Here is an 18,713-nt window from a genome sequence, read left to right as displayed (position 1 = left end):
CCGGGGACTCCGCGGCTCACCCGAAGCGGGCGGCCATCCGGCGGAACACGCCGGGGGCGACCCCGTGGATCCGGGCCGGGAAGCCGAGCCAGTGCGGGACGTAGAGGCGGTCCCGCTCGGTGGTGATGGTCGCGATCACGGTGGCCGCGACCCGCTCCGCCGAGACCGGACGGGGGCGTTCGCGCTGGTACGGGGTGCCCCGCCGGTCGAAGAACGGGGTGTCCACCGCGCCGGGCAGCACGAGACGGACGCCGACACCGGTGCCGCGCAGCTCGTACCAGAGGCTCTCGGCGAACATCGCCAGCCCGCCCTTGGTGGCCGAGTAGCCGGACTCGTCCCGCACGCCGACCTGGCCGGCGATCGAACCCAGCAGCACGATCCGGCCGTGCCGGCGCTCCAGCATCCCGGGCAGCAGCAGCCGGACCAGGCGCAGCGGTGCGGCGAGGTTGACCTCGATCATCCGGTCGAGGGCGTCGGACGGGGTCTCGGCGAACGGGCCGCGCCAGCCGAGGCCGGCGCTGGCGACCAGCGCGTCCACCCGGCCGGCGGTGGCCAGCGCGGCCTCGGCGAGGCGGGCGGGGCCGTCCGGTTTGCCGAGGTCCTCGGGCAGGGCGTGTCCGCCGGTGCGCTGGGCGAGGGCGTCGAGCCGGGCGCGGTCGGTGCCGGAGAGCAGGGTCCGCCAACCGGCGTCGGCCAGCCGGGTGGCGGTGGCCAGGCCGATGCCCGAGGAGGCGCCGGTGATCAGCGCGACGGGGCGGCCGGTGGGTGCCGACCGCCCGGAGCGGGCTTCCTCCACCGTCGCGGCTTCCTCAGCCATCGCGCACCTGCCGCTTCCTGGGCGTCCTGCCGTCCGATTCGTCCGGCAAGTCACCTTCGCACGGCAGAGCCGTCCGAGCTACCGGGGCGGGACGGCGGTCGCGGCCGCGGAGTCCGGGCGCGGAGTCCGGGCGCGGGACGGACAGTTCGGCGGACTCGCCCTCCAGTTCACCGAAGCGGGAGAGCAGGAACGTTCCGCCGACCGCGATCGCGAAGCCCGTCAGGGCGCACCAGGCGAAACCCGGTCGCGCGGAATCCCCCAGCGACACCACGCCCACCAGGGCCGGGCCGAAGGTCTCGGCCACCGTTCCGGCGGCGGTCGCGGCCGTCACCGTGCCGCGCTGCAGGGCGAGGGCGTACGCCAGGTAGCCGCCCAGGCCGCCGAGCGCCAGGGCGTAGGCGGCCGGATCGGTGAGCACGGCGGTCGGACCGGACGCGTCCAGCACGCGCACCGCGAGGCTGGTGATCCCGAAGCCGACCCCGGCGAGCAGGCCCAGACCGGCGGCCACGGCGGTGCCCTCGCGGCGCACCAGGACCAGGGTGGCCAGCAGCATCACGACGGTGGTGGCCAGCAGCGCCCAGTGGAAGGCCGCCGGGGCGTACTCCCGGCCCTCCCGGCCGGAGCCCGACGCCAGCAGAAGGAGGCCGACGACCACCGCGAGGATGCCCACGACATCACCCCGGCGCAGCCGCGCACCCAGGAGCCAGACGGCGGCCAGGGCGGTGACGGCCAGACTGGCGTTGGTGACGGCCTGGACGAGGAACAGCGGCAGGCTGCGCAGGGCGACGATGCTCAGCACGAACCCGAGGATGTCGAGGGCGGTGCCGAGGACGAACTGCCAGGAGCGCAGCAGCGCAGCCAGCAGCCCCGCCCGCACCCGGTCCGCACGCGGCGCCGACCGTGCCCCGCGCGCCTGGAACACCGCCCCGAACCCGAAGCAGACGGTGGCGACCAGCGCGGTGGTGAGTCCCAGCAGCATGCGTCTCCCTCACGGGGCGGCATCGGTTCACCACCCAGTCTGGGCCCGGGGTGGCGGGGGTGCACGGGTGGGACGGCGGGGGCCGGGGTACCCGGGCAGGGCGCTGGGGGCGGAGGGATCGGGACGTCGCGGTCAGGGCCGGAGCGCCACGCCGGCGTACCCGGCCGCGGCGGAGGCCGGGACGGGTGGCTCGTCGGCGCGGGGCCGCCAGTCCACGGTGGGCACGATGCCGGGGGCGAGGAGGTCCCAGCCGTCGAAGAACCGGGCGAACTCGGCGTGGCTGCGGGCCTGGACGGCGGTGCCGGCGGCCTGGTAGATGCCGACGACCCGGCCGATCTCCTCCGGGTCGAAGTCAGCCGTCAGATGGCTCATCACCAGGGCGCTGCCGGGGGCGAGGACGGACTTGAGGTGGTCGACCAGTTCGTGGGCGCCCTGGGCGTCGGGCACGAAGTGCAGCAGGGCGTTGAGGGAGAGCGCGACCGGACGGGTGAGGTCGATGGTCTCGCACAGGCCGGGCGCGGCGAGCAGCGCGACGGGGTCGGTGACGTCCGCCTCGACGTACGCGGTGCGTCCCTCCGGGGTGCTGGTGAGCAGGGCGAGGGCGTGGGTGAGGACGATCGGGTCGTTGTCGGCGTAGACGACCCGGGCGCGCGGTCGGATGCCCTGGGCGACCTCGTGGAGGTTGGGCGAGGTGGGGATGCCGGTGCCGATGTCGATGAACTGGTCGATGCCGGCCCGGGCGAGGGCACGGGTCGAGCGGTGCATGAAGGAGCGGTTGGCGCGGGCGGCGGTGCGCACCCAGGGCGCGGTGGCGAGGACGTGGCCGGCGGCCTCGCGGTCGGCGGCGAAGTTGGTGAAACCGCCGAGGTAGTAGTCGTACATCCGGGCGGAGTGCGCCACGTTCAGCCGCAGGTCGACTCCGTCGTAGCGGGTCATCGCGCGTCCCCCTTCGGCTTCGCTCTCACCGTCCGATTGCTGCCCACGGTATCCGGGGCCAATCGCCGTCCTCACCCTTCCAATCAATGTCCAGATCACATGACATGACGATATGTATTCGGCCTGAAGCCTGGAGTAACGAGTCCGCTGGAATGAGGATGGGCGCGGACAGCCCGATCCTCGGGTGGCCCGGTGCGCTGCCGACGGCCACGGAAAGCAGGCTCGATGACGATCGACAGGGGTGCCCCGGTGCGCGGGCACCGCGGAGGGACGGCGGTGGAGTGCGCCGCGACGGCCGGGGCGGAGCGGGCGGCGGTGATGACGGAGGCGGGCCTGCGCCTGGACCTCAGCTACGCCGCGTTCTGCGAGACCCATGAACCCGCTTGGCGCGCCCTCGCGTTGACCAGGATAGGCAGCCAGGCCGACGCGGCCCTGGTGGTCGAGGCGGTCAAGGCCGATCTGGCCCGCTGCTGGCCGCAGGTGCTGCGGTTCGAGGAACCGGCTGCGTACGCCTGGCGGTTGGCGAACCGGCACGTCGGGGACTGGGTGTCGGCGGAGGAGCCGGTCGAGGTGGAGGCCGTCACCTTCGCTGCCGTCATCGGGGCGTTCAAGCAGGTCGCCGACGGGCTGCTGCACAGCGAGGCGGACGAGGTGCGGCTGTACGCGGCGATCCTCGAACTGCCGGACCGACAGCGGGACGTGGTGATCCTGCGCTATCTGCTGGGCCTGCACACCAGGGTGATCGCGGCCTACCTGAGCCGGCCGGTGGCGACGGTGCACTCCAATCTCCGGCACGCCCGGGAGCGGCTGGCGCGCCGGCTCGGGGTGGGTGAACTGCCGGACAGGGGCGGCGAGGCATGACCGCCGATCCGAAGGCCCCGCCGACGGACGGGGCGGGCGGGGCCGACGGGGGGCGCACGGTGTTCCGCGTGCCCCGGCCCGAACGCGCCCACGCCGAGCGGATCGCGGCCCTGCGCCAGGCCCGGCTCACCGCCGCCCCGGCCCACCTGCCCACGGAGCACGAGCAGGCCGCCTTCGAACTGGGCCTGGTGGTCGCCCTGGTGCTGGGCGCGCCGTGCGCCTCCCGGGGGCTGGACCTGCTGGTCAACGCCCGCCGGATCCAGCCGGAGGGGGCGGAGGTGTTCGCCGCGCTGCTGTACGCCACCGGCAAGGAGGAGGGGGCCGAGTTCTGGTGGCGCTTCGCGGCCGGCTCGGGCAGCGGGACGGCCGCCTACTGCCTCCATCTGCACCACCTGATGCTCGGCGAGACCGACGACGCCGACTACTGGCGGGCCTGGTCCGAGCAGCTGTCCACGACCGAACACCCGCCCGGGCCGGGGCCGTTGCGGATGAGACGGCCACTGCTGCCGGAGGACGTACGGCGCGACATCCTCTCCCGGGTGCACCGGGGGCTGGCACCGCAGCTGCCGCCCGCGCTGGTCGCGGTGATCGACCGGCTGCCGCTGCAGGACGGGGACGAGGAGGAGGCCCAGGAGGTGCCGAACCCGTGGGGGCTCACCTCCGGGGCCACCTCGGCCTGCTCCTGGGAACTGCCGTGGGCCTTCGGCGAGGCCGACCGGGAGGGCGGGCCGGACCCGTCGGAGTGAGGACGGCCCGGCGGCCCCGCGGTCCCACGTTCAGGTGAGTGCGGCGAGCCGGGCGACGACCTCGGGGTCGCGGCCGCTGCCGGCGCCGAGCCGCTCACCGTCCGGGCCCCGGTAGCGGATCCGGTAGTGGTGCGGCGCCATCGCGGTGTCCCGGCCGGGCAGCGCGGCGACCACCGCGCGGTGCACGTCGGCGGGGGTCAGCCGTGGGTCGGCGGTGGTCAGGTCGAGCGTCAACCGCCCCTCCTCCACGGTGATCCGCCGCTCCTCCTCCACCGTGATCCGCTGCCCCGCGGCGGGGTCGAGGGCCGCGTCCAGCAGGGTGTGGACGGCCGTCAGGTCGATCCGGGAGCCGTCGACGAGCCGCCAGTCGCCGCCCTCGCGGCCGGGCGGCGCGGCAGCCACCGGCGGGCCGGGCGCCCCGGGGAGCGGGGCGAGCGGGACGGGCCCCTCGGCGGCCGCGGCGAGCAGGGCGAGCAGGGCGCGGGCGAAGCCCTCGGTCTCCTCCGGGTCGAGCACCTGGGAGCAGGCGATCAGGGCGAAGTCGAGGCTGCCGCTGATCCGCAGGATGGTGAACATCAGCCGGACCGGCAGCAGCGGGGCGGGCAGCGCGGTGAGTTCCGGGTCCGCGGTCGGCACCGGTTGGGCGTCGGCGACGGCGGCCGGAATGGTGAGGCTCAGGTCGTTGACCACCACCTGGCGGGCGAAGCGGGAACCGCGCACATGGGCGGCGTCCTCCACCAGCTGCCAGACCTGCTCGGCGTCCAGGACACTGTGCCAGTAGGCGCTCAGCGAGGCGGCCTTGGCGCGCCCGATCAACTGGTCGAGGTCCTCGGCGCCGGTGTCCAGCAGGATCAGGGCGTCCTGGGCGAGGGTACCGACGTGGTCGATCAGGGCGGCGCGCTGGCGGTTGGCGGAGAGCGCCGCGATGGCCAGTTCGGTGCGGTCGGCCCGGTGGGCGACCAGGGCGGAGAAGGCGGCGAGCAGGACGACGGAGGGGCTGGCGCCGGTGCGGCGGCAGACCGCGGCGAGGTCGGCGGCCGCGGCGCGGGAGCGGACCAGCAGGGCTCCGGGATCGCTCGGCGGGCCGGTGATCCGGGAGTCGGCGAACACGACCTGGGGGCCGGAGCCCAGCACCTTCGCCCAGTGCCGCAGCGCGCCGCTCGCCCGGCGGCGGCCCTGCGGGCTCTGCTCGGCGGCGGCGATCTGGATCGGGGTCGGGGCGGTGGCGGGCGGGAGCTCCCTCCCGGCGGCGAGGGCGTACCAGTCCTGGATCAGCAGGGCGGTGGCGGCGCCGTCGGCGCCGGCGTGGCACACCACGGCGACCAGCCGCAGCAGTCGGGGCCCCTCGGCGAGCAGGGTGAAGCGGATCCTCGGGACGGCGGTCAGCTCCAGCGGGACGGCGACGTCGACCTGCCCCAACCGCGCGGCCAGGGTGTCGAGTTCATGGCCGGCCAGGCCCTCCGTCTCGACCACGGTGACGGCGAAGCGGCCGTCCCCGTGCACCACTTGGCTCTCCGGGAAGGCGTCCGGGCCCGAGCCGGGCGGGAAGGACGTCCGCAGCGACTCGTGCCGTTCGACCAGCAGCCGCAGGGCGTTCAGGCCGGCGGCGAGCGAGGTGCCGGGCGGGACGGGCCAGAGCGACTCCTTGTTGATCTGCTCGGGGGCGGCGCGCCGGATGCACCGGATCATGTTGTCCTGGCCGCGGGTGAGCGGGCCCGAGCCGCCGCTGGTCGCGGCGAAGCGGACGGTGACCGGCCGGCCGGCCCGGGCCGGACCGTGCGGTGCCGAGTCGTGCGGCGCCGGGTCGAGCGGTGCGTCGTGCGGCGCCGGGTCGAGCGGTGCCTGATCGTGCGGTACTGCGGCATGCGGTGCTGCGGCATGCGGGGTGTCGTGGTGCGCAGTCACGTCGTACGTGCCTCTCGGCTCACCGGGAAGGGCTCAGCGGGGGGTACGGCCGGACGCTACCAGCGGTCGCCGGTGATCGTCCAATGTCCTGATTGTCAATCAACTTCCTTGCCATACAGTAGAGTTGAGGCCATCCGGCAAGGCTCCGACGAGGGCCACGGCCGCCCGGTACGGCTCCGGGACGGGCACGTCGCACAGCCCCACCGGGCCGGCCCCGAGCGGGCCCGGATCGGCCAGCAGCAGCGGGGAGCGGCCTGCCACCGACACCCCGAACGCCTGCGTCAGCCGTCCGCCGTAGGCCTTCACACAGGCCTCCCGGCGGCACCACAGTGCGGCGAAGCGCGCCGCCCGCTCGGCGGGTTCGGCAGCCTCCGCGACGAAGCGCGCCTCCTCGAAGGGGAACCAGCGGGCGGCCATCCGCTCGGCCAGCCGGGCGTCGCGCGGCCCCTCCACGTCCACTCCGACCGACCGGCCCTCGGCGAGGGCCAGCACGGCCAGGGAGTCCGCGGCCGACCAGTTCACCCGCAGCTCGCCGGCGCCCACCGGCTCCGGTTTGCCCTGCGGCCCCCGCCGCCAGAGCACCTCGGCCGGGCGGATGCCCAGCCGCTCGGCGACCACCTCCCGGACAGCGCCGCGCACCACGGTGAAGCGGCTTCGGCGCAGCGCGTCCGCCCGTACCGCGCGGGCGCGCTCCTGCGCGTCCAGCGTCCGCCACAGCCGGGCGACCACGCCCTCCGGCTGATCGGTGCGGATCAACCGGAGTTCGAGCCCGGTCACGGCTGTGCCAGGACGCTGAGCACCCCGAGCCGGCGGTCCAACCCGGCGAGCAGCCAGGGCCGTTGCCGCTCCCGCCACTCGGGCAGCCGCTCGGCGAGCTGCGCCCAGAGGCCGGTGAAGGGCTGCGCGGCCGGGCCGGCGCCGGTCGAGTCCAGCACGGCCACCTCGGGGCCCAGTTCCTCCGCCCGGGCCCGTACCAGCGGTTCGGGCCGGTCGACGCCGGGCAGTTGCCGCACCGCCAGCCCGGCGCCGGGCGCCTCCTCGCAGACCAGCACCACCGCGGCGTGCCGCCGGGGCATCGCCACCGGCTCGGCCGGCTCGTAGTGCAGCGCGGTCTGCTCGGCCAGCACCACCACCGCCCGGCGGCAGGCGCCGGTGCGCTGGTAGTCGGCCGCCAGCCGCAGCGCGGTGAAGGCCGCGGCGCCGCCCTGGTCGCAGACGGCGAAGGCCAACGGCTCGCCCGGGACGGACCGGCTGAGCGCGAGCGAGGAGGGTGCGCCGGGGCGCACGTCCGGGGTGTCGAAGGCGAGGATCAGCAGGTCCACCGGCTCGTCCTCGGCCAGTGCCTCGCGCAGCAGCCCGGCGGCCAGCTCCTCGTAGGAGTGGCCGACGCCCTCGCGCAGCAGGTCCTCACGCGGCGGCAGGCCGTACGGGCGGACCAGGTCGGAGACGAAGACCCGAAGGTCGGGGTCGAGCGAGGCCTCCGAGCGGCCGTCGAAGCACCGGGCCAGGGCCCGGGTGATCCGCAGCCCGGAGGGACCGGCGGGACCGGGGGAACCGGCGGCCACCCGGTCAGTCCTCGGCGATGAGGTGCCCGGCGACGTAGTCGGCCAGCTTGGTGACCGACCGCAGGTCGTCCTCGGTGATCTGCTCCACGTCCACCTGGAGGTCGAGCGACTCCTCGAGTTCCAGGATGAGTTCGATGGTGCCGGCCGAGGTGAGGCCGAGGTCGTCGAACAGGCAGGCGTCCGCCGGGATCTCGGGCAGTTCGCGCTTGAGCACGCGCGGCAGCAGCTCGCCGATGCCGTGCAGGATGCGCTCGCGCAGTTCGGAGTCAGTGGTCTGGACCACGGGTTCTGACATGGGTGTCCCGTCCCGTCGTACGTGGAAGTGGGCTCTGCTGGTCACTACGGGGGAAGTGCGCTCGGGGGTTCGAGTCGCGGACTGACGGATCGTCAGTACTGCATCACCATCGCGGAGAAGGTGGCCCCGATGCCGGCGGCGGCGATCAGGTAGTGGTCGCCGCGGCGGATCAGCCCCCGCGTGGTGGCGGTGTGAAGATTGATGAGGCTGTCCGCAGCGAAACTGTGCCCGACCGACAGCACGTTGTCCAGCACCACCTTCTCGAGCCCATAGCCGATCCGGCGCGCCACCATCCGCCACGACGCCTGGTTGACGTTGTGCGGGAGCACCGCGGCCAGTCGGGAGAGGTCCAGACCGGCTTCGTCGAGCGCGGCCTCGATGGCCTCCACCATCACGTTCGGGTACTCGCGCTGGTAGCGGGCGAGCAGTTCCGCGTCCTCGGCCAGCCGCCCGTCGAACTCCGGGCGCTGGCGCACCGCGAAGGAGCGCACCCGGTGCCGCGGCCCGTCCGCGCTGACCAGGCAGGCGGCGGCGCCCTCGGCGAAGATGCCGGTCTCCGGCACCACCTGGGCGTCCTTGGTGAAGGTCTTCTCCCCCGCCAGCACCAGCGCGAGGGCCTGCGGGTCGGGGTCGCCGGCCAGCAGCCGGCCGGCCAGGTCGATGGCCAGCAGGCCCACCGCGCAGGCGTGGTGGGTCACGGTGAAGGCGTTCGCGTGCGCCAGTCCGCGCGCGGCGAGCAGCTCGTGCAGGGGGTTGAGCGGGTAGGGCACGGCCACCGGCATGCTGCGGGCGTGGATCACGAAGCGGACGTGCCGCTCGCGTCCGCGCAGCTCCGGCAGGTTGTCGAGGGTTGCGTCGAGCAGGTCGGGCAGCGTCCCGGCCGGATCCAGTCGCAGCTGGTCCAGGCCGTGGAAGCGGCGGAAGAGACGAAGTTGACGTGGGGTCAGGCCGATGCGCTCGCCCACCGCCTCGATGGGCACGGCGTGTGGGGGGAGGTGGACGGCCACTGCCTCCAGTGCGGTCACCCGGGCTAGTATTCCCACGCCCGCCTGGTCGCACAAGTGATCTCGGGCCCTTCTCCTTCGCGCCCGCCCCAGCCGTCCCGTTCGCGGCCCCTTCGCCACGACCCTCGGCCGGCCGTCCCTCCGGGGCGCCGGGGCCGCCGCGCACCGCCATGTTCCGCACCGTCGACCGGACGGGAGAACCTCCCATGCCAGATCGTGAACCGCCCAGCCTCCCAGCCCCGTTGAACCGGGCGTTGGCCGCCCTGCTGAGCGAGGTGGCCGGAGCGCCGCCCGGCTGGGAGCACCGGCTGACCCCGGACGCCCGGCTGGACGGCGACCTGCTGCTGGACGAGTGCGAACTCGCCGAGCTGGCCGCCCGCCTGACCGAACGCTTCGGCCCGGCCGCCGACCTGGCCGGCCTGCGCGCCCGGCTGGACCTGGCCGCGCTGGAGGCGCTCACCGTGGCCGACCTCCAGGCCCTGCTCCCCGAGGAGGACGGACGATGAGCCGGTTCCTGCTGGTGATGCCCCCGCTCACCGGGCACGTCAACCCGGCCGCGGGCATCGCCGCCGAACTGACCGCACGCGGCCACGACGTCGCCTGGACCGGTACGGAGTCGGTACTGCGACCCCTGCTCGGCCCGGACGCCCGTGTACTCGGCACCGGCACCCGGGCCTTCCGCGCCCAGGGCGGGCACGGCCTGGCCGCGCTGCGCTCGCTCTGGGAGGGGTTCATCGTCCCGTACGCACGGTTCACCGCGAAGCCGCTGGACACCATCGTGCGGGAGTACCGGCCGGACGTGCTGCTGGTCGACCAGCACACCCCGGCAGGCGCGCTGGCCGCCCACCGGCACGGCCTGCCGTGGGCGAGCTTCGCGCCCGGGGCGATGGAACTGGGCCGCCCCTACCGGGCGTTGCCGCAGGTCGAGGCCTGGATGACCGGGCTGCTGCGCGGGCTGTGGGAGCGGGCCCGGCTGCCCACCGAGGAGTACCTGGACCCGCGCTTCTCCCCCGCCCTGGTGCTGGCCACCACCGGGCCGGCGCTGACCGGGGCCGCCCCGCCGCCGCAGCACGCGCTGGTCGGCCCGGTGCTCTCGGCACGCCCGCACGACCCGCACTTTCCCTGGCAGCGGCTGCTGCCCGGGCGGCGGCGGGTGCTGGTCACCATGGGCACGCTGGCCGGCGGGCTCGGCGCGGACTTCCACGCGCGGGCCGCCCGGGCACTGGAACTGTGCGGCCCGCAGGTGCAGCCGGTGTTCGCCGCGCCGCGCGAGCTGCTGCCCGAACTCCCGCCGCACACCGTGGCGGTGGACCGGGCGCCGGTGCTGGAGCTGCTGGCGCGCGGCGAGCTGGACGCGGTGCTCTGCCACGGCGGGATGAACACCGTGGGCGAGGCGCTGGCGCACGGGGTGCCGCTGGTGACCGCGCCGATCCGGCACGACCAGCCGTTCGTCGCCGCGCAGGTGGCGGCGGCCGGGGCGGGCCTGCGGGTGCCGTTCGCCCGGGTGACGCCCGAGCGGCTGGCGGCGGCGCTCAGCGCCGTACTCGGAGCAACGGACTACCGGGCCAGGGCGGTTCAGGTCGGCCGCGAACTGCTGGCGGGCGGCGGGGCGGCCGTCGCGGCGGACCGGCTGGCGGCGCTGGCCCGGCCGTCCCGGTGAACGCCCCTTCAGGGCGTGTCTGTCGGATCACGCCAGGCGGGCGACGTGATCCGAAAGACACGCCCTAGCAGACAGGAGATCGCACGTCCATTGGTCTAGGCCATTGTCTCCGGGTGGGGTCCACCCCTAGGGTGTCGCAGCAACACCGCCTTCACAGGCGCCGAGCCCGCCCGTTCCCCCGGTGCCGTGGCAGCCCATCCCCGTACGGGAGTTCCGGTTGATCGAGACCGCGGGACTGCGCAAGTCCTACCGCAAGAAGACCTCCCGCCGCGGCGGCGGGGACCCCACCGTCGACGCCGTGCGCGGCATCGACCTGTCCGTCGCCGCCGGCGAGATCTACGGCTTCCTCGGCCCCAACGGCGCCGGGAAGACCACCACCCTGCGCATGCTGGCCACCCTGATCCGCCCGGACGGCGGACGGGCCACCATCGCCGGGGCCGACCTGTTCAAGGACCCGGCCGGGGTCCGCCGCCGGATCGGCTACGTCGCCCAGGGCGGCGGCACCACCGACAACGTCAGCGCCCGCGAGGAACTGGTGCTGCAGGCCAGGCTGTACGGCGCCGGCAAGGCGCCGGCCGTCCAGGCCGCCGCGGACGCCCTCAAGGCCTTCGACCTCGGCGAGTTCGGCGACCGCCCGTGCGCCACCTACTCCGGCGGCCAGCGCCGCCGGGTGGACATCGCCCTCGGGGTGATCCACCAGCCGCAGGTGCTGTTCCTGGACGAGCCCACCGTCGGGCTGGACCCGGCCAGCCGGGCGTACGTCTGGGAGGAGATCCGCCGGCTGCGCACCCAGGGCATGACGGTGGTCGTCACCACCCACTACCTGGACGAGGCCGACGCGCTCTGCGACCGGGTCGCCATCGTCGACCACGGCCAGGTGGTGGCCGAGGGCACGCCCACCGCGCTCAAGCGCGAGATCTCCGGCGACGTCGTGCTGCTCGGACTCGCCTCCGGCGAGGACGTCGTCGAGCGCGCGGCCGAGGTGCTGCGCCCCCAGCCGTACCTGCACCGGCTGGAGGCCGACGGCGAGGAGGGGCTGCGGCTCTACCTGGAGGACGGCGCGGCCGCCATCCCGCGGCTGCTGCGCGCCCTGGAGGCGGCGGGCGTGACGCCCGGCACCGTCCAGCTCCAACGGCCCAGCCTGGACGACGTGTTCCTGGCCCGCACCGGCCGCTCGCTGCGGCAGTCCTGACCGGCCGGCCCTCCCACGCCCCTTTCCCGCCCGACCCCCTGGGGAGACCGTGAAGCTCGCCCGCGACACCTGGCTGGTCCTCCAGCGCCAGCTGCTGCTCATGATCCGCACCCCGATCTGGATCGCCGTCGGCGTCATCCAGCCGGTGTTCTACCTGCTCCTGTTCGCCCCGCTGCTGAAGAAGGTGCTCGCCCCGCAGGGCGCCGCCAGCTACGCCGACGCCTACCAGGTGTACGTGCCGGGCCTGTTGGCGGTGCTGTGCATCTTCGGCGGGCTGTTCACCGGCTTCAGCCTGCTGGGCGAGCTCAAGGCCGGGATCATCGAGCGCTCCCGGGTCACCCCGGTCAGCCGGCTGGCGCTGCTGCTCGGCCGGGCGCTGCGGGAGATGGTGGCGCTGCTGGTGCAGGCCGTCCTGATCACCCTGATCGCGCTGCCGTTCGGCCTGCGGGTCAGCCCGCCGAACCTGCTGCTCGCCTACCTGCTGCTGGGCCTGCTGGCGCTGATGACCTCGGCGATCTCCTACGGAATCGCGCTGATGGTGCCCACCGACGCGGCGATGTCGCCGGTGGTGAACACCATCGCCCAGCCGATCGCGCTGCTCTCCGGGGTGCTGCTGCCGCTCACCCTGGCACCGCGGTGGCTGCAGCAGCTCGCCCACTGGAACCCCTTCTACTGGGCGGTGGAGGGCATGCGCGCGCTGTTCTCCGGGCACGCCGGGGACGCGGTGGTCTGGCAGGGGCTGCTGGTGGTCGTACTGATGACCGTCCTGGCGGTGTACTGGTCGGCGCGACTGTTCTCCACCCGGGTGCGCTGACGCCGGGCATCGGTGGGGCCCGGCTCGTGACGGCGAGCCGGGCCCTACCGCTACTGTCAGGCGCCCGCCGAGGCCTTCAGGCGCCGATGAAGGACGCCAACTGGGCTACGCCGTCGATGATCTGAGCTCGCGTCAGCGAGCTGATGGAGAGCCGAAGCCGGTGTTCGCCCCCGCCGGCCGGGTAGAACGGTGCCATCGGCGTCCACAGCACCCCGTACTCGCGCGCGCAGCGCTCCATCGCCGCGTCGTCGGCCCGGAACGGGACCGTCAGCACGGCGAAGAAGCCGCCCTCCGGCCGGTTCCAGGAGACGCCCAGCCGGCGCCGCTCGGAGGCCGGGAAGTGCCGGTCCAGCTCCCGCAGCAGGGTGTCCATGCCGGCCGCGTAGTGGGCCGTGGCACGGGCGTTGGCGGCGCGCAGGCTGCAGTCGTGGGCCAGCAGCATGCCGCCGATGACGGCCTGGCTGAGCGCCGGGGTGTTGACCGTCGTCATGCTCTTCAGCTTGGCCAGTTCGTCCGCCAGCAGGCTGCGCCGCCCGCCCGGCCCGGCCACCTCCTGGTCCGCGACGACGTAGCCGACCCGGGCGCCGGGGAAGCAGGTCTTGGCGAAGGAGCCCAGGTAGAGGACCTGGCGGCGGCGGTCCAGCGCCTTGAGGGTGGGCCGCAGGCCCGGGGTGCGGGCGAAGAAGCCGTACGGGTTGTCCTCGATGACCAGCAGGCCCTCCTCGGCGGCCGCGTCCAGCAGCCGGGTGCGGGCCTGGACCGGCATGCTGGTGCCGGAGGGGTTGGCGAAGTCCGGGACGACGTACAGGGCGCGCGGGCGGCGGCCCCCGGCCCGTACCGACCGGGCGGCGGCGCGGACGGCCTCCGGGTCGGGGCCGCCGTCGGGGCCCTCGGGGACGGGCAGGGTGGTCAGGTCGAGCAGCCGGGCGGCGCCGGTGACGCCGACGTAGCAGGGCGAGCTGACCAGCAGCACGTCCTGCGGGCCGACGCACAGCGCGCGCAGGGCGAGCAGCATGCCCTCCTGGGCGCCGACGGTGAGCACCAGGGCCTCGGGGGCGACGGTGAGGCCCTCGTCGTTGGCGAGGGTGCGGGCGACCAGGTCGGCGATGATGCCCTTGGTGGGGCCGTACTGGAACAGCGCGGTGCGCACGGCGTTCCGGTCGAGGCCGCGGTCGGCGAGGTGGTCGAGGTAGCCGTCCAGGTAGGCGGGGACGTCCTCCGGTTCGAAGAAGCCCTCGTAGGGGCGGCCGGGGGCGAAGGAGACGGCCTCGGGGTAGCGGGTGGTGACCTCGTTGAGGAACGTCATCGCGTCCAGCAGCGGGTCGGCGAGCGAACCGTGCAGGTCTTCCAGTCGCAGGGTCACCGCAGCGCCTCCCGCAGTCGGGCGGCGGCGTGCGCCTGGGCCTCGGCGGCCGCGTCCAGGGTGCCGGCCATGGCGAAGAAGCCGTGCGGCACGCCCCGGTAGCGGCGCAGCTCCACCGGGACGCCGGCCGCGCGCAACGCCTCGGCGTACTGCTCGCCCTCGTCGCGCAGCGGGTCGTACTCGGCGGTGAGGACGGTCGCGGGCGGCAGGCCGGAGAGGTCGGCGGCGCGCAGCGGGGAGGCGTACGGACTGGCGCCGTCGGCCGGGTCGGCCAGGTAGTGGCCCCAGTACCAGTCCACCGAGCGGCGGTTGAACAGCAGCGGGTCGTCGTGTTCGCGCAGCGAGGGGGTGTCGGCGGCGCGGTCGGTGTTGGGGTAGACCAGCAGCTGGTGGCGCAGTTGCGGGCCGCCCTCGGCGCGCAGCAGCAGGGTGAGGGCGGCGGTGAGGTTGCCGCCGGCGCTGTCGCCGCCGACCGCGATCCGGGCCGGGTCGATGCCGAACTCCTCGGAGTGGGAGACGAGTCGGTGGAGCGCGGCGCGGCAGTCGTGCAGGGCGGCGGGGAAGGGGTGTTCGGGGGCCGGCCGGTAGCCGACGGAGGCGGTGACGCAGCCGACGGCGTTGGTGAGGCGGCGGCAGATCGCGTCGCTGGTGTCGACCGAGCCGAGGGTCCAGCCGCCGCCGAACAGGTAGAGCAGGGCGGGCAGCGGGCGGCCGGGCGGTTCGGGCCGGTAGAGCCGCAGGGCGAGTTCGCCGCCGGGGCCGGGGATGCGGTGCTCCTCGACGGCGGCGACCGGTTCGGGGGTGCCGGCCGCGGCGCGGATGTCGGCGAGGTCGGCGGCGCGGGCCTCGGCGAGGGTGAGGGAGTAGAGCGGCGGGGCGCCGCTGCGCGCGCGGCGGGCGCGCAGGGCCTCGGCCTGGGGGTGCAGGGGCATGGGCGGTCCGTTCAGCGGCGGTTCGGCGGTGGCTGGGCGGGCTTCAGCGGTCGGCCTCAACGTAGACGGTCTCGTCGGTGCGGAAGGCCGTGTCGAGGTCGGCGACGTCCGAACGGAGGCCCTGGCGGTAGGCGCAGTGCCGGATCTGTTCGGGGCCGAACCCGGCCAGGGTGAGCACGTGGCGCAGCTCGTCCAGGTCGTAGATCCACTGGTGGCCGTAGTGCCGGAAGATCTGGTTGACCAGGAAGGCCGGGCGGGCGGGCATCGGCGGGCCGAAGCCGAGGGTGGTGAGGCGGCGCCGGTGCTTGGCGAGGAAGCCGTCGCCGGTGGCGTAGCCGACCAGGTAGCGGGCGAGGTCGGGGGTGGTGAGGCGCAGGACGCCGCCGGGGCGCAGGATCCGGCGGGCCTCGCGCAGCCAGCCGACCGCGACGGGCAGGGTGACGTGCTCGATCAGGTGCTCGGCGTAGACCCAGTCGACGCTGGCGTCGGCGAAGGGCAGGGGCCGGGCGATGTCGAGCTGGGTGAACCAGCGGTCGCCGTCGACCCGGTAGAGGGTGCCGGGTTCGGTGGCGGTGCCGGGCCCGGGGTCAGGGTCGGGGTCGGTGCCGGGGCCGGGGCCGGGGGCAGAGCCGCGCAGGGTGGCGAGGTCGGTGCCGAGTCCTTCCGGGTGGGCGGTCCGGAAGGCGGCGAACTCGATGCCGGTGATGCCGAGTTCGCGCAGCTCGGCGTGGTCGCGCGGCAGGGCGCCGGGGCGCGCTTCGAGCGTGTCGCAGGTGGCGACCTGGGCGCTGAACGCTTCAAGGCGGGTGTCCAGTCCCTTCGGGTCGTCCCAGTCCCAGCCGGGGAAGCGGTCGTTCGGTTCGGTCATCGGTTCTCCTTCTGAGAACGTGGCGAGGGTGCGGCGGGGTTCAGCCGGCCGGGCGGGGCCACGGGGCGAGGGCGCCGCGGTCCAGGTCGGCGAGCCGGGGCCGGCCCAACAGGGCCATGGTGTGGTCGAGTTCCTCGTGCAGCAGCTGGAGCACCCGGTGCACCCCGGCCTCGCCGTCGGCGGCCAGGCCCCAGAGGGCGGGCCGGCCGATCAGTACGGCCCGGGCGCCGAGGGCGAGGGCGACGGCGATGTCCGTGCCGGTGCGCACGCCGCCGTCGAGCAGCACCGGGAGGTCGGCGGGCACCGCGTCGACCACCTCGGGCAGGGCGGACAGGGCCGGCAGTGCGCCGTCGAGCTGGCGGCCGCCGTGGTTGGAGACCAGGAGGGCGTCCACGCCGTGTTCGACGGCCAGCCGGGCGTCCTCGGCGGTGAGGACGCCCTTGAGGACCAGCGGCAGCCGGGTGCGGGCGCGCAGCCAGGCGAGGTCGGACCAGCTCAGGCTGGGGTCGAACTGCTCGCGGGCGTGTTCGGCGATGCCCGAACGGCCTTCGGCGGCGCGGTGGCCGGCGGCCATCAGGCTGTCGTCCAGGTTGACCGCGCGGACGGTGGGCGGGATGGCGAAGCCGTTGCGGCGGTCGCGCAGCCGGCGGCCGATCCTGGGCGCGTCCACGGTCAGCACCAGGGCCCGGAAGCCGGCCGCCTCGGCGCGTTCGACCAGGGCGGTCAGGGCCGCGCGCCGGCGCAGCCAGTAGAGCTGGAGCCAGAGCGGGCCGGTGGCGGCGGCGGCGATCTCCTCCAGGGTGCGGCTGGCGAACATGGCGGCGACCAGCAGGGCGCCGGCCCTGCCGGCGGCGCGCGCGGTGGCGGTCTCGCCCTCCGGGTCGACCAGCCGGTGGTAGGCCATCGGGGCGATTCCGAGCGGGAGTCGCAGCGGTGTGCCGAGGAGGGTCAGTGCCGGGTCGCACACGGAGACGTCGACCAGGGTGCGCGGGCGCAGTGCATGGTGCCCGAACACCTCCCGATTGGCCGTCAGGGTGCGTTCCGCGTCGCTGCCGCCTTCGATGAAGTCCCATATTTCCGGGGGGAGTCGGTCGCGTGCCGCGTTCTCGATCCCGGCCAGCGTGAGTGCTGCCACGGACATCCTCGTTTCCGGGACGACCACGCGCGGGCCGGTCCCGGTTCGGCAGCGTAGGAGCAACAAGCACATTGGTATAGACCTTGATTTGACCAAACGTCTGTGCCATCGTCTGGCAACGGAATTGACCGTATTGACTGAGAACGACGCCCATTGCGTCCATGTCAAATCCCCTCACCCGTGTGGAGCCGCGTTGACCGGCTTTTCCCGCTTTTCACTTCCGCTTTCCGCACCACCGCACGCCGACGCCCCGCCGGACTGGGTCGAGCGGTCGCTGCTGGCCGGCCCGGGGCACCAGGAGTGCCTGCGCTTCGGCGCACCGCTCGACCGGGACGCCCTGCGCGCCCTGGTCGAGGAGCAGTCCGTACGGCTGGCCGCCGCCGGGCTCGGCCCGGGCGGCACCGCCGCGCTGCGGCTGCCGCCCTCGGTGGCGTTCGTCGCCGTGCTGCTGGCCTGCTGGCGACTCCGGGCCCAAGTCACGCTGCTCGACCACCGGTTGACCGACCACGAGGTCGACGCGGCGGTGGCCAGGCTGGCCCCGCAGGTGCTGGTAGGCTCCGCCCACCGGCCCGCCGCGGCCCTGCGCGGCTTCTCCGAGGTCGAGCCGGTGGCCGTCCCGCTGCCGGACGGGCTCCCCGCCCGCACCGGGCACGCGCTGATCCAGCTCAGCTCCGGGTCCACCGGCCCGGCCAAGGTCATCGCCCGCACCGCCTCCGACCTGCTGCGCGAACTCGACTGCTACCGAAGGCTGGTGGAGTTCCCTGGCGAGGGCGAGCGGGTGGTGCTGCTGTCCTCGGTGGTGCACGTGCTCGGACTGGTCGGCGGGCTGCTCAACGGCCTGCACGCCCGGGCCGCGCTCACCGTGCCGGAACGGATGACGGCCGCCGGGATCCTCACCGCGGTCGCCGCGGACCAGCGGCCGACCACCGTCATCGGAGTGCCCTTCCACGCCGAACTCCTGGCGGGGACGGTCGCTCCCCCGCCGTTGCCGCAGCTGCGGCGCATGATCGTGGCCGGCGAACTCGTCCGCCCGGGGCTGCCCGCGCTGTTCACCCGGCGGTACGGCGTCCCGCTCGGCACCATGTACGGGATGACCGAGACCGGGGTCATCGCCACCGACCTCGACGGTACGCTGCACCCTGCCAAGCGCCCCGTCCACGGCATGGAGATGCGGCTGGTCGCGGGCGAGTTGCAGCTCGGCGCGGCGGCCTCCCCGTACCCGGGCCTGGACGATCCCCGGCGCTGGGCGGACGGCTGGCTGCACACCCGGGACGCCGCCTCGCTGGACGGGGCGACCGGCCTGGTCACCGTGCTCGGCCGGCTCGACTCGCAGGTCTCGATCGGCGGACTGAAGGTCGACCTCACCGAGGTCGAGCAGACCCTCACCGCGCTGCCCGAGGTCCGCGAGGCCGTCGTGGTCTTCGACGGCGAGGCGGTCGAGGCCTACCTGGCCGTCGAAGCCGGGGCCGACCCCGCCCTCGTCCAGGACGAGCTCACCCGCCGGCTCGCCGGCTACAAGCGGCCGCGCCGACTGGTCCTGCTGCCCGCCCTCCCCCGCACCGCCACCGGAAAACTGCTGCGCGACCCGGCCGCCCTGCGCGACACCGCCGCGGCCGCCGTGCGCTGACCGGACGCACCACC

At 74.8% G+C, this 18,713-nt stretch carries 19 protein-coding genes; 7 read left to right on the top strand and 12 right to left on the bottom strand.

Translation table 11 applies throughout. The annotated features are described in order from the left end of the window. Positions 1-16 precede the first annotated feature (16 nt). The 3 genes from ACZ3YL_RS16960 to ACZ3YL_RS16950 all read right to left on the bottom strand — a co-directional run bounded on the left by ACZ3YL_RS16960 (position 17) and on the right by ACZ3YL_RS16950 (position 2,732). The gene (locus ACZ3YL_RS16960; protein WP_188304097.1) at positions 17-817 is read right to left on the bottom strand and encodes an SDR family NAD(P)-dependent oxidoreductase; all 801 of its coding nucleotides are present in this window, start codon (positions 815-817) and stop codon (positions 17-19) included. Further along, the gene (locus ACZ3YL_RS16955) at positions 810-1,796 is read right to left on the bottom strand and encodes a DMT family protein (protein ID WP_188304096.1); all 987 of its coding nucleotides are present in this window, start codon (positions 1,794-1,796) and stop codon (positions 810-812) included. The genes ACZ3YL_RS16960 and ACZ3YL_RS16955 overlap by 8 nt, the downstream gene beginning before the upstream one ends. Before the next feature lie 132 nt (positions 1,797-1,928). Continuing rightward, the gene (locus tag ACZ3YL_RS16950; protein WP_465658072.1) at positions 1,929-2,732 is read right to left on the bottom strand and encodes an SAM-dependent methyltransferase; all 804 of its coding nucleotides are present in this window, start codon (positions 2,730-2,732) and stop codon (positions 1,929-1,931) included. A 225-nt stretch (positions 2,733-2,957) separates the two neighbouring features. Between ACZ3YL_RS16950 and ACZ3YL_RS16945 the strand changes: the two genes are divergently transcribed. After that, positions 2,958-3,593, top strand: coding sequence for an RNA polymerase sigma factor (locus ACZ3YL_RS16945; protein WP_188304094.1), 636 nt, complete (start codon positions 2,958-2,960; stop codon positions 3,591-3,593). Continuing rightward, positions 3,590-4,339, top strand: coding sequence for a hypothetical protein (locus ACZ3YL_RS16940; protein ID WP_188304093.1), 750 nt, complete (start codon positions 3,590-3,592; stop codon positions 4,337-4,339). The genes ACZ3YL_RS16945 and ACZ3YL_RS16940 overlap by 4 nt, the downstream gene beginning before the upstream one ends. Positions 4,340-4,369: 30 nt before the next feature. Here ACZ3YL_RS16940 and ACZ3YL_RS16935 read toward each other — a convergent pair whose 3' ends face one another. The 5 genes from ACZ3YL_RS16935 to ACZ3YL_RS16915 all read right to left on the bottom strand — a co-directional run bounded on the left by ACZ3YL_RS16935 (position 4,370) and on the right by ACZ3YL_RS16915 (position 9,129). Further along, the gene (locus ACZ3YL_RS16935) at positions 4,370-6,244 is read right to left on the bottom strand and encodes a condensation domain-containing protein (protein ID WP_465658069.1); all 1,875 of its coding nucleotides are present in this window, start codon (positions 6,242-6,244) and stop codon (positions 4,370-4,372) included. Between the two features lie 99 nt (positions 6,245-6,343). Continuing rightward, positions 6,344-7,021 (bottom strand): 4'-phosphopantetheinyl transferase family protein, encoded by a 678-nt coding sequence (locus ACZ3YL_RS16930; protein WP_188304091.1) that lies wholly within the window; start codon positions 7,019-7,021, stop codon positions 6,344-6,346. After that, positions 7,018-7,809 carry a hypothetical protein gene (locus ACZ3YL_RS16925; RefSeq protein WP_465658067.1) on the bottom strand — a complete coding sequence of 264 codons (792 nt, stop codon included), beginning with the start codon at positions 7,807-7,809 and terminating at the stop codon, positions 7,018-7,020. Before ACZ3YL_RS16925 ends, ACZ3YL_RS16930 begins: the two co-directional genes overlap by 4 nt. 4 nt (positions 7,810-7,813) lie before the next feature. Beyond that, the gene (locus tag ACZ3YL_RS16920; RefSeq protein WP_188304089.1) at positions 7,814-8,104 is read right to left on the bottom strand and encodes a phosphopantetheine-binding protein; all 291 of its coding nucleotides are present in this window, start codon (positions 8,102-8,104) and stop codon (positions 7,814-7,816) included. A gap of 92 nt (positions 8,105-8,196) precedes the next feature. Beyond that, a complete protein-coding gene (locus ACZ3YL_RS16915) occupies positions 8,197-9,129 on the bottom strand; it encodes a 3-oxoacyl-[acyl-carrier-protein] synthase III C-terminal domain-containing protein (protein WP_465658064.1) in 933 nt (310 codons plus the stop codon). 185 nt (positions 9,130-9,314) lie between these two features. Between ACZ3YL_RS16915 and ACZ3YL_RS16910 the strand changes: the two genes are divergently transcribed. From ACZ3YL_RS16910 to ACZ3YL_RS16895, 4 genes are all read left to right on the top strand, one after another. After that, complete coding sequence (locus ACZ3YL_RS16910; RefSeq protein ID WP_465658062.1) at positions 9,315-9,614, top strand: hypothetical protein; 300 nt, start codon at positions 9,315-9,317, stop codon at positions 9,612-9,614. After that, positions 9,611-10,768 carry a glycosyltransferase gene (locus tag ACZ3YL_RS16905; protein WP_188304086.1) on the top strand — a complete coding sequence of 386 codons (1,158 nt, stop codon included), beginning with the start codon at positions 9,611-9,613 and terminating at the stop codon, positions 10,766-10,768. The genes ACZ3YL_RS16910 and ACZ3YL_RS16905 overlap by 4 nt, the downstream gene beginning before the upstream one ends. Before the next feature lie 217 nt (positions 10,769-10,985). Further along, positions 10,986-11,960 carry an ATP-binding cassette domain-containing protein gene (locus tag ACZ3YL_RS16900; protein WP_188304085.1) on the top strand — a complete coding sequence of 325 codons (975 nt, stop codon included), beginning with the start codon at positions 10,986-10,988 and terminating at the stop codon, positions 11,958-11,960. Between the two features lie 49 nt (positions 11,961-12,009). Then, positions 12,010-12,774 carry an ABC transporter permease gene (locus ACZ3YL_RS16895; protein ID WP_188304084.1) on the top strand — a complete coding sequence of 255 codons (765 nt, stop codon included), beginning with the start codon at positions 12,010-12,012 and terminating at the stop codon, positions 12,772-12,774. Positions 12,775-12,850: 76 nt separating this feature from the next. Here the strand turns inward: ACZ3YL_RS16895 and ACZ3YL_RS16890 are convergent, their stop codons facing one another. From ACZ3YL_RS16890 to ACZ3YL_RS16875, 4 genes are read right to left on the bottom strand one after another with little or no spacing between them, the layout of a single operon-like run. Then, a complete protein-coding gene (locus ACZ3YL_RS16890) occupies positions 12,851-14,137 on the bottom strand; it encodes an aminotransferase-like domain-containing protein (RefSeq protein WP_465658059.1) in 1,287 nt (428 codons plus the stop codon). Then, positions 14,134-15,069, bottom strand: coding sequence for an alpha/beta hydrolase (locus tag ACZ3YL_RS16885; RefSeq protein WP_188304083.1), 936 nt, complete (start codon positions 15,067-15,069; stop codon positions 14,134-14,136). Before ACZ3YL_RS16885 ends, ACZ3YL_RS16890 begins: the two co-directional genes overlap by 4 nt. A 43-nt stretch (positions 15,070-15,112) precedes the next feature. Then, positions 15,113-15,937 carry a class I SAM-dependent methyltransferase gene (locus tag ACZ3YL_RS16880; protein WP_465658057.1) on the bottom strand — a complete coding sequence of 275 codons (825 nt, stop codon included), beginning with the start codon at positions 15,935-15,937 and terminating at the stop codon, positions 15,113-15,115. 40 nt (positions 15,938-15,977) lie between these two features. Next, positions 15,978-17,078: an alpha-hydroxy acid oxidase gene (locus ACZ3YL_RS16875; protein WP_465658055.1), complete on the bottom strand. Its 1,101-nt coding sequence runs from the start codon at positions 17,076-17,078 to the stop codon at positions 15,978-15,980. A 187-nt stretch (positions 17,079-17,265) separates the two neighbouring features. Here ACZ3YL_RS16875 and ACZ3YL_RS16870 point away from each other — a divergent pair, with 187 nt between their 5' ends. After that, complete coding sequence (locus tag ACZ3YL_RS16870; protein WP_223242066.1) at positions 17,266-18,699, top strand: class I adenylate-forming enzyme family protein; 1,434 nt, start codon at positions 17,266-17,268, stop codon at positions 18,697-18,699. Positions 18,700-18,713 lie beyond the last annotated feature (14 nt).

This window comes from Kitasatospora sp. NPDC023176, from assembly GCF_055560495.1.
This window is presented reverse-complemented; position numbering and strand designations above follow the sequence as displayed.

Bases quoted from the DNA above. Each gene is read 5' to 3' on its own strand.
- ACZ3YL_RS16960 (WP_188304097.1), bottom strand. From the start codon at position 817: ATGGCTGAGGAAGCCGCGACGGTGGAGGAAGCCCGCTCCGGGCGGTCG.
- ACZ3YL_RS16955 (WP_188304096.1), bottom strand. From the start codon at position 1,796: ATGCTGCTGGGACTCACCACCGCGCTGGTCGCCACCGTCTGCTTCGGG.
- ACZ3YL_RS16950 (WP_465658072.1), bottom strand. From the start codon at position 2,732: ATGACCCGCTACGACGGAGTCGACCTGCGGCTGAACGTGGCGCACTCC.
- ACZ3YL_RS16945 (WP_188304094.1), top strand. From the start codon at position 2,958: ATGACGATCGACAGGGGTGCCCCGGTGCGCGGGCACCGCGGAGGGACG.
- ACZ3YL_RS16940 (WP_188304093.1), top strand. From the start codon at position 3,590: ATGACCGCCGATCCGAAGGCCCCGCCGACGGACGGGGCGGGCGGGGCC.
- ACZ3YL_RS16920 (WP_188304089.1), bottom strand. From the start codon at position 8,104: ATGTCAGAACCCGTGGTCCAGACCACTGACTCCGAACTGCGCGAGCGC.
- ACZ3YL_RS16910 (WP_465658062.1), top strand. From the start codon at position 9,315: ATGCCAGATCGTGAACCGCCCAGCCTCCCAGCCCCGTTGAACCGGGCG.
- ACZ3YL_RS16905 (WP_188304086.1), top strand. From the start codon at position 9,611: ATGAGCCGGTTCCTGCTGGTGATGCCCCCGCTCACCGGGCACGTCAAC.
- ACZ3YL_RS16885 (WP_188304083.1), bottom strand. From the start codon at position 15,069: ATGCCCCTGCACCCCCAGGCCGAGGCCCTGCGCGCCCGCCGCGCGCGC.
- ACZ3YL_RS16880 (WP_465658057.1), bottom strand. From the start codon at position 15,937: ATGACCGAACCGAACGACCGCTTCCCCGGCTGGGACTGGGACGACCCG.
- ACZ3YL_RS16875 (WP_465658055.1), bottom strand. From the start codon at position 17,078: ATGTCCGTGGCAGCACTCACGCTGGCCGGGATCGAGAACGCGGCACGC.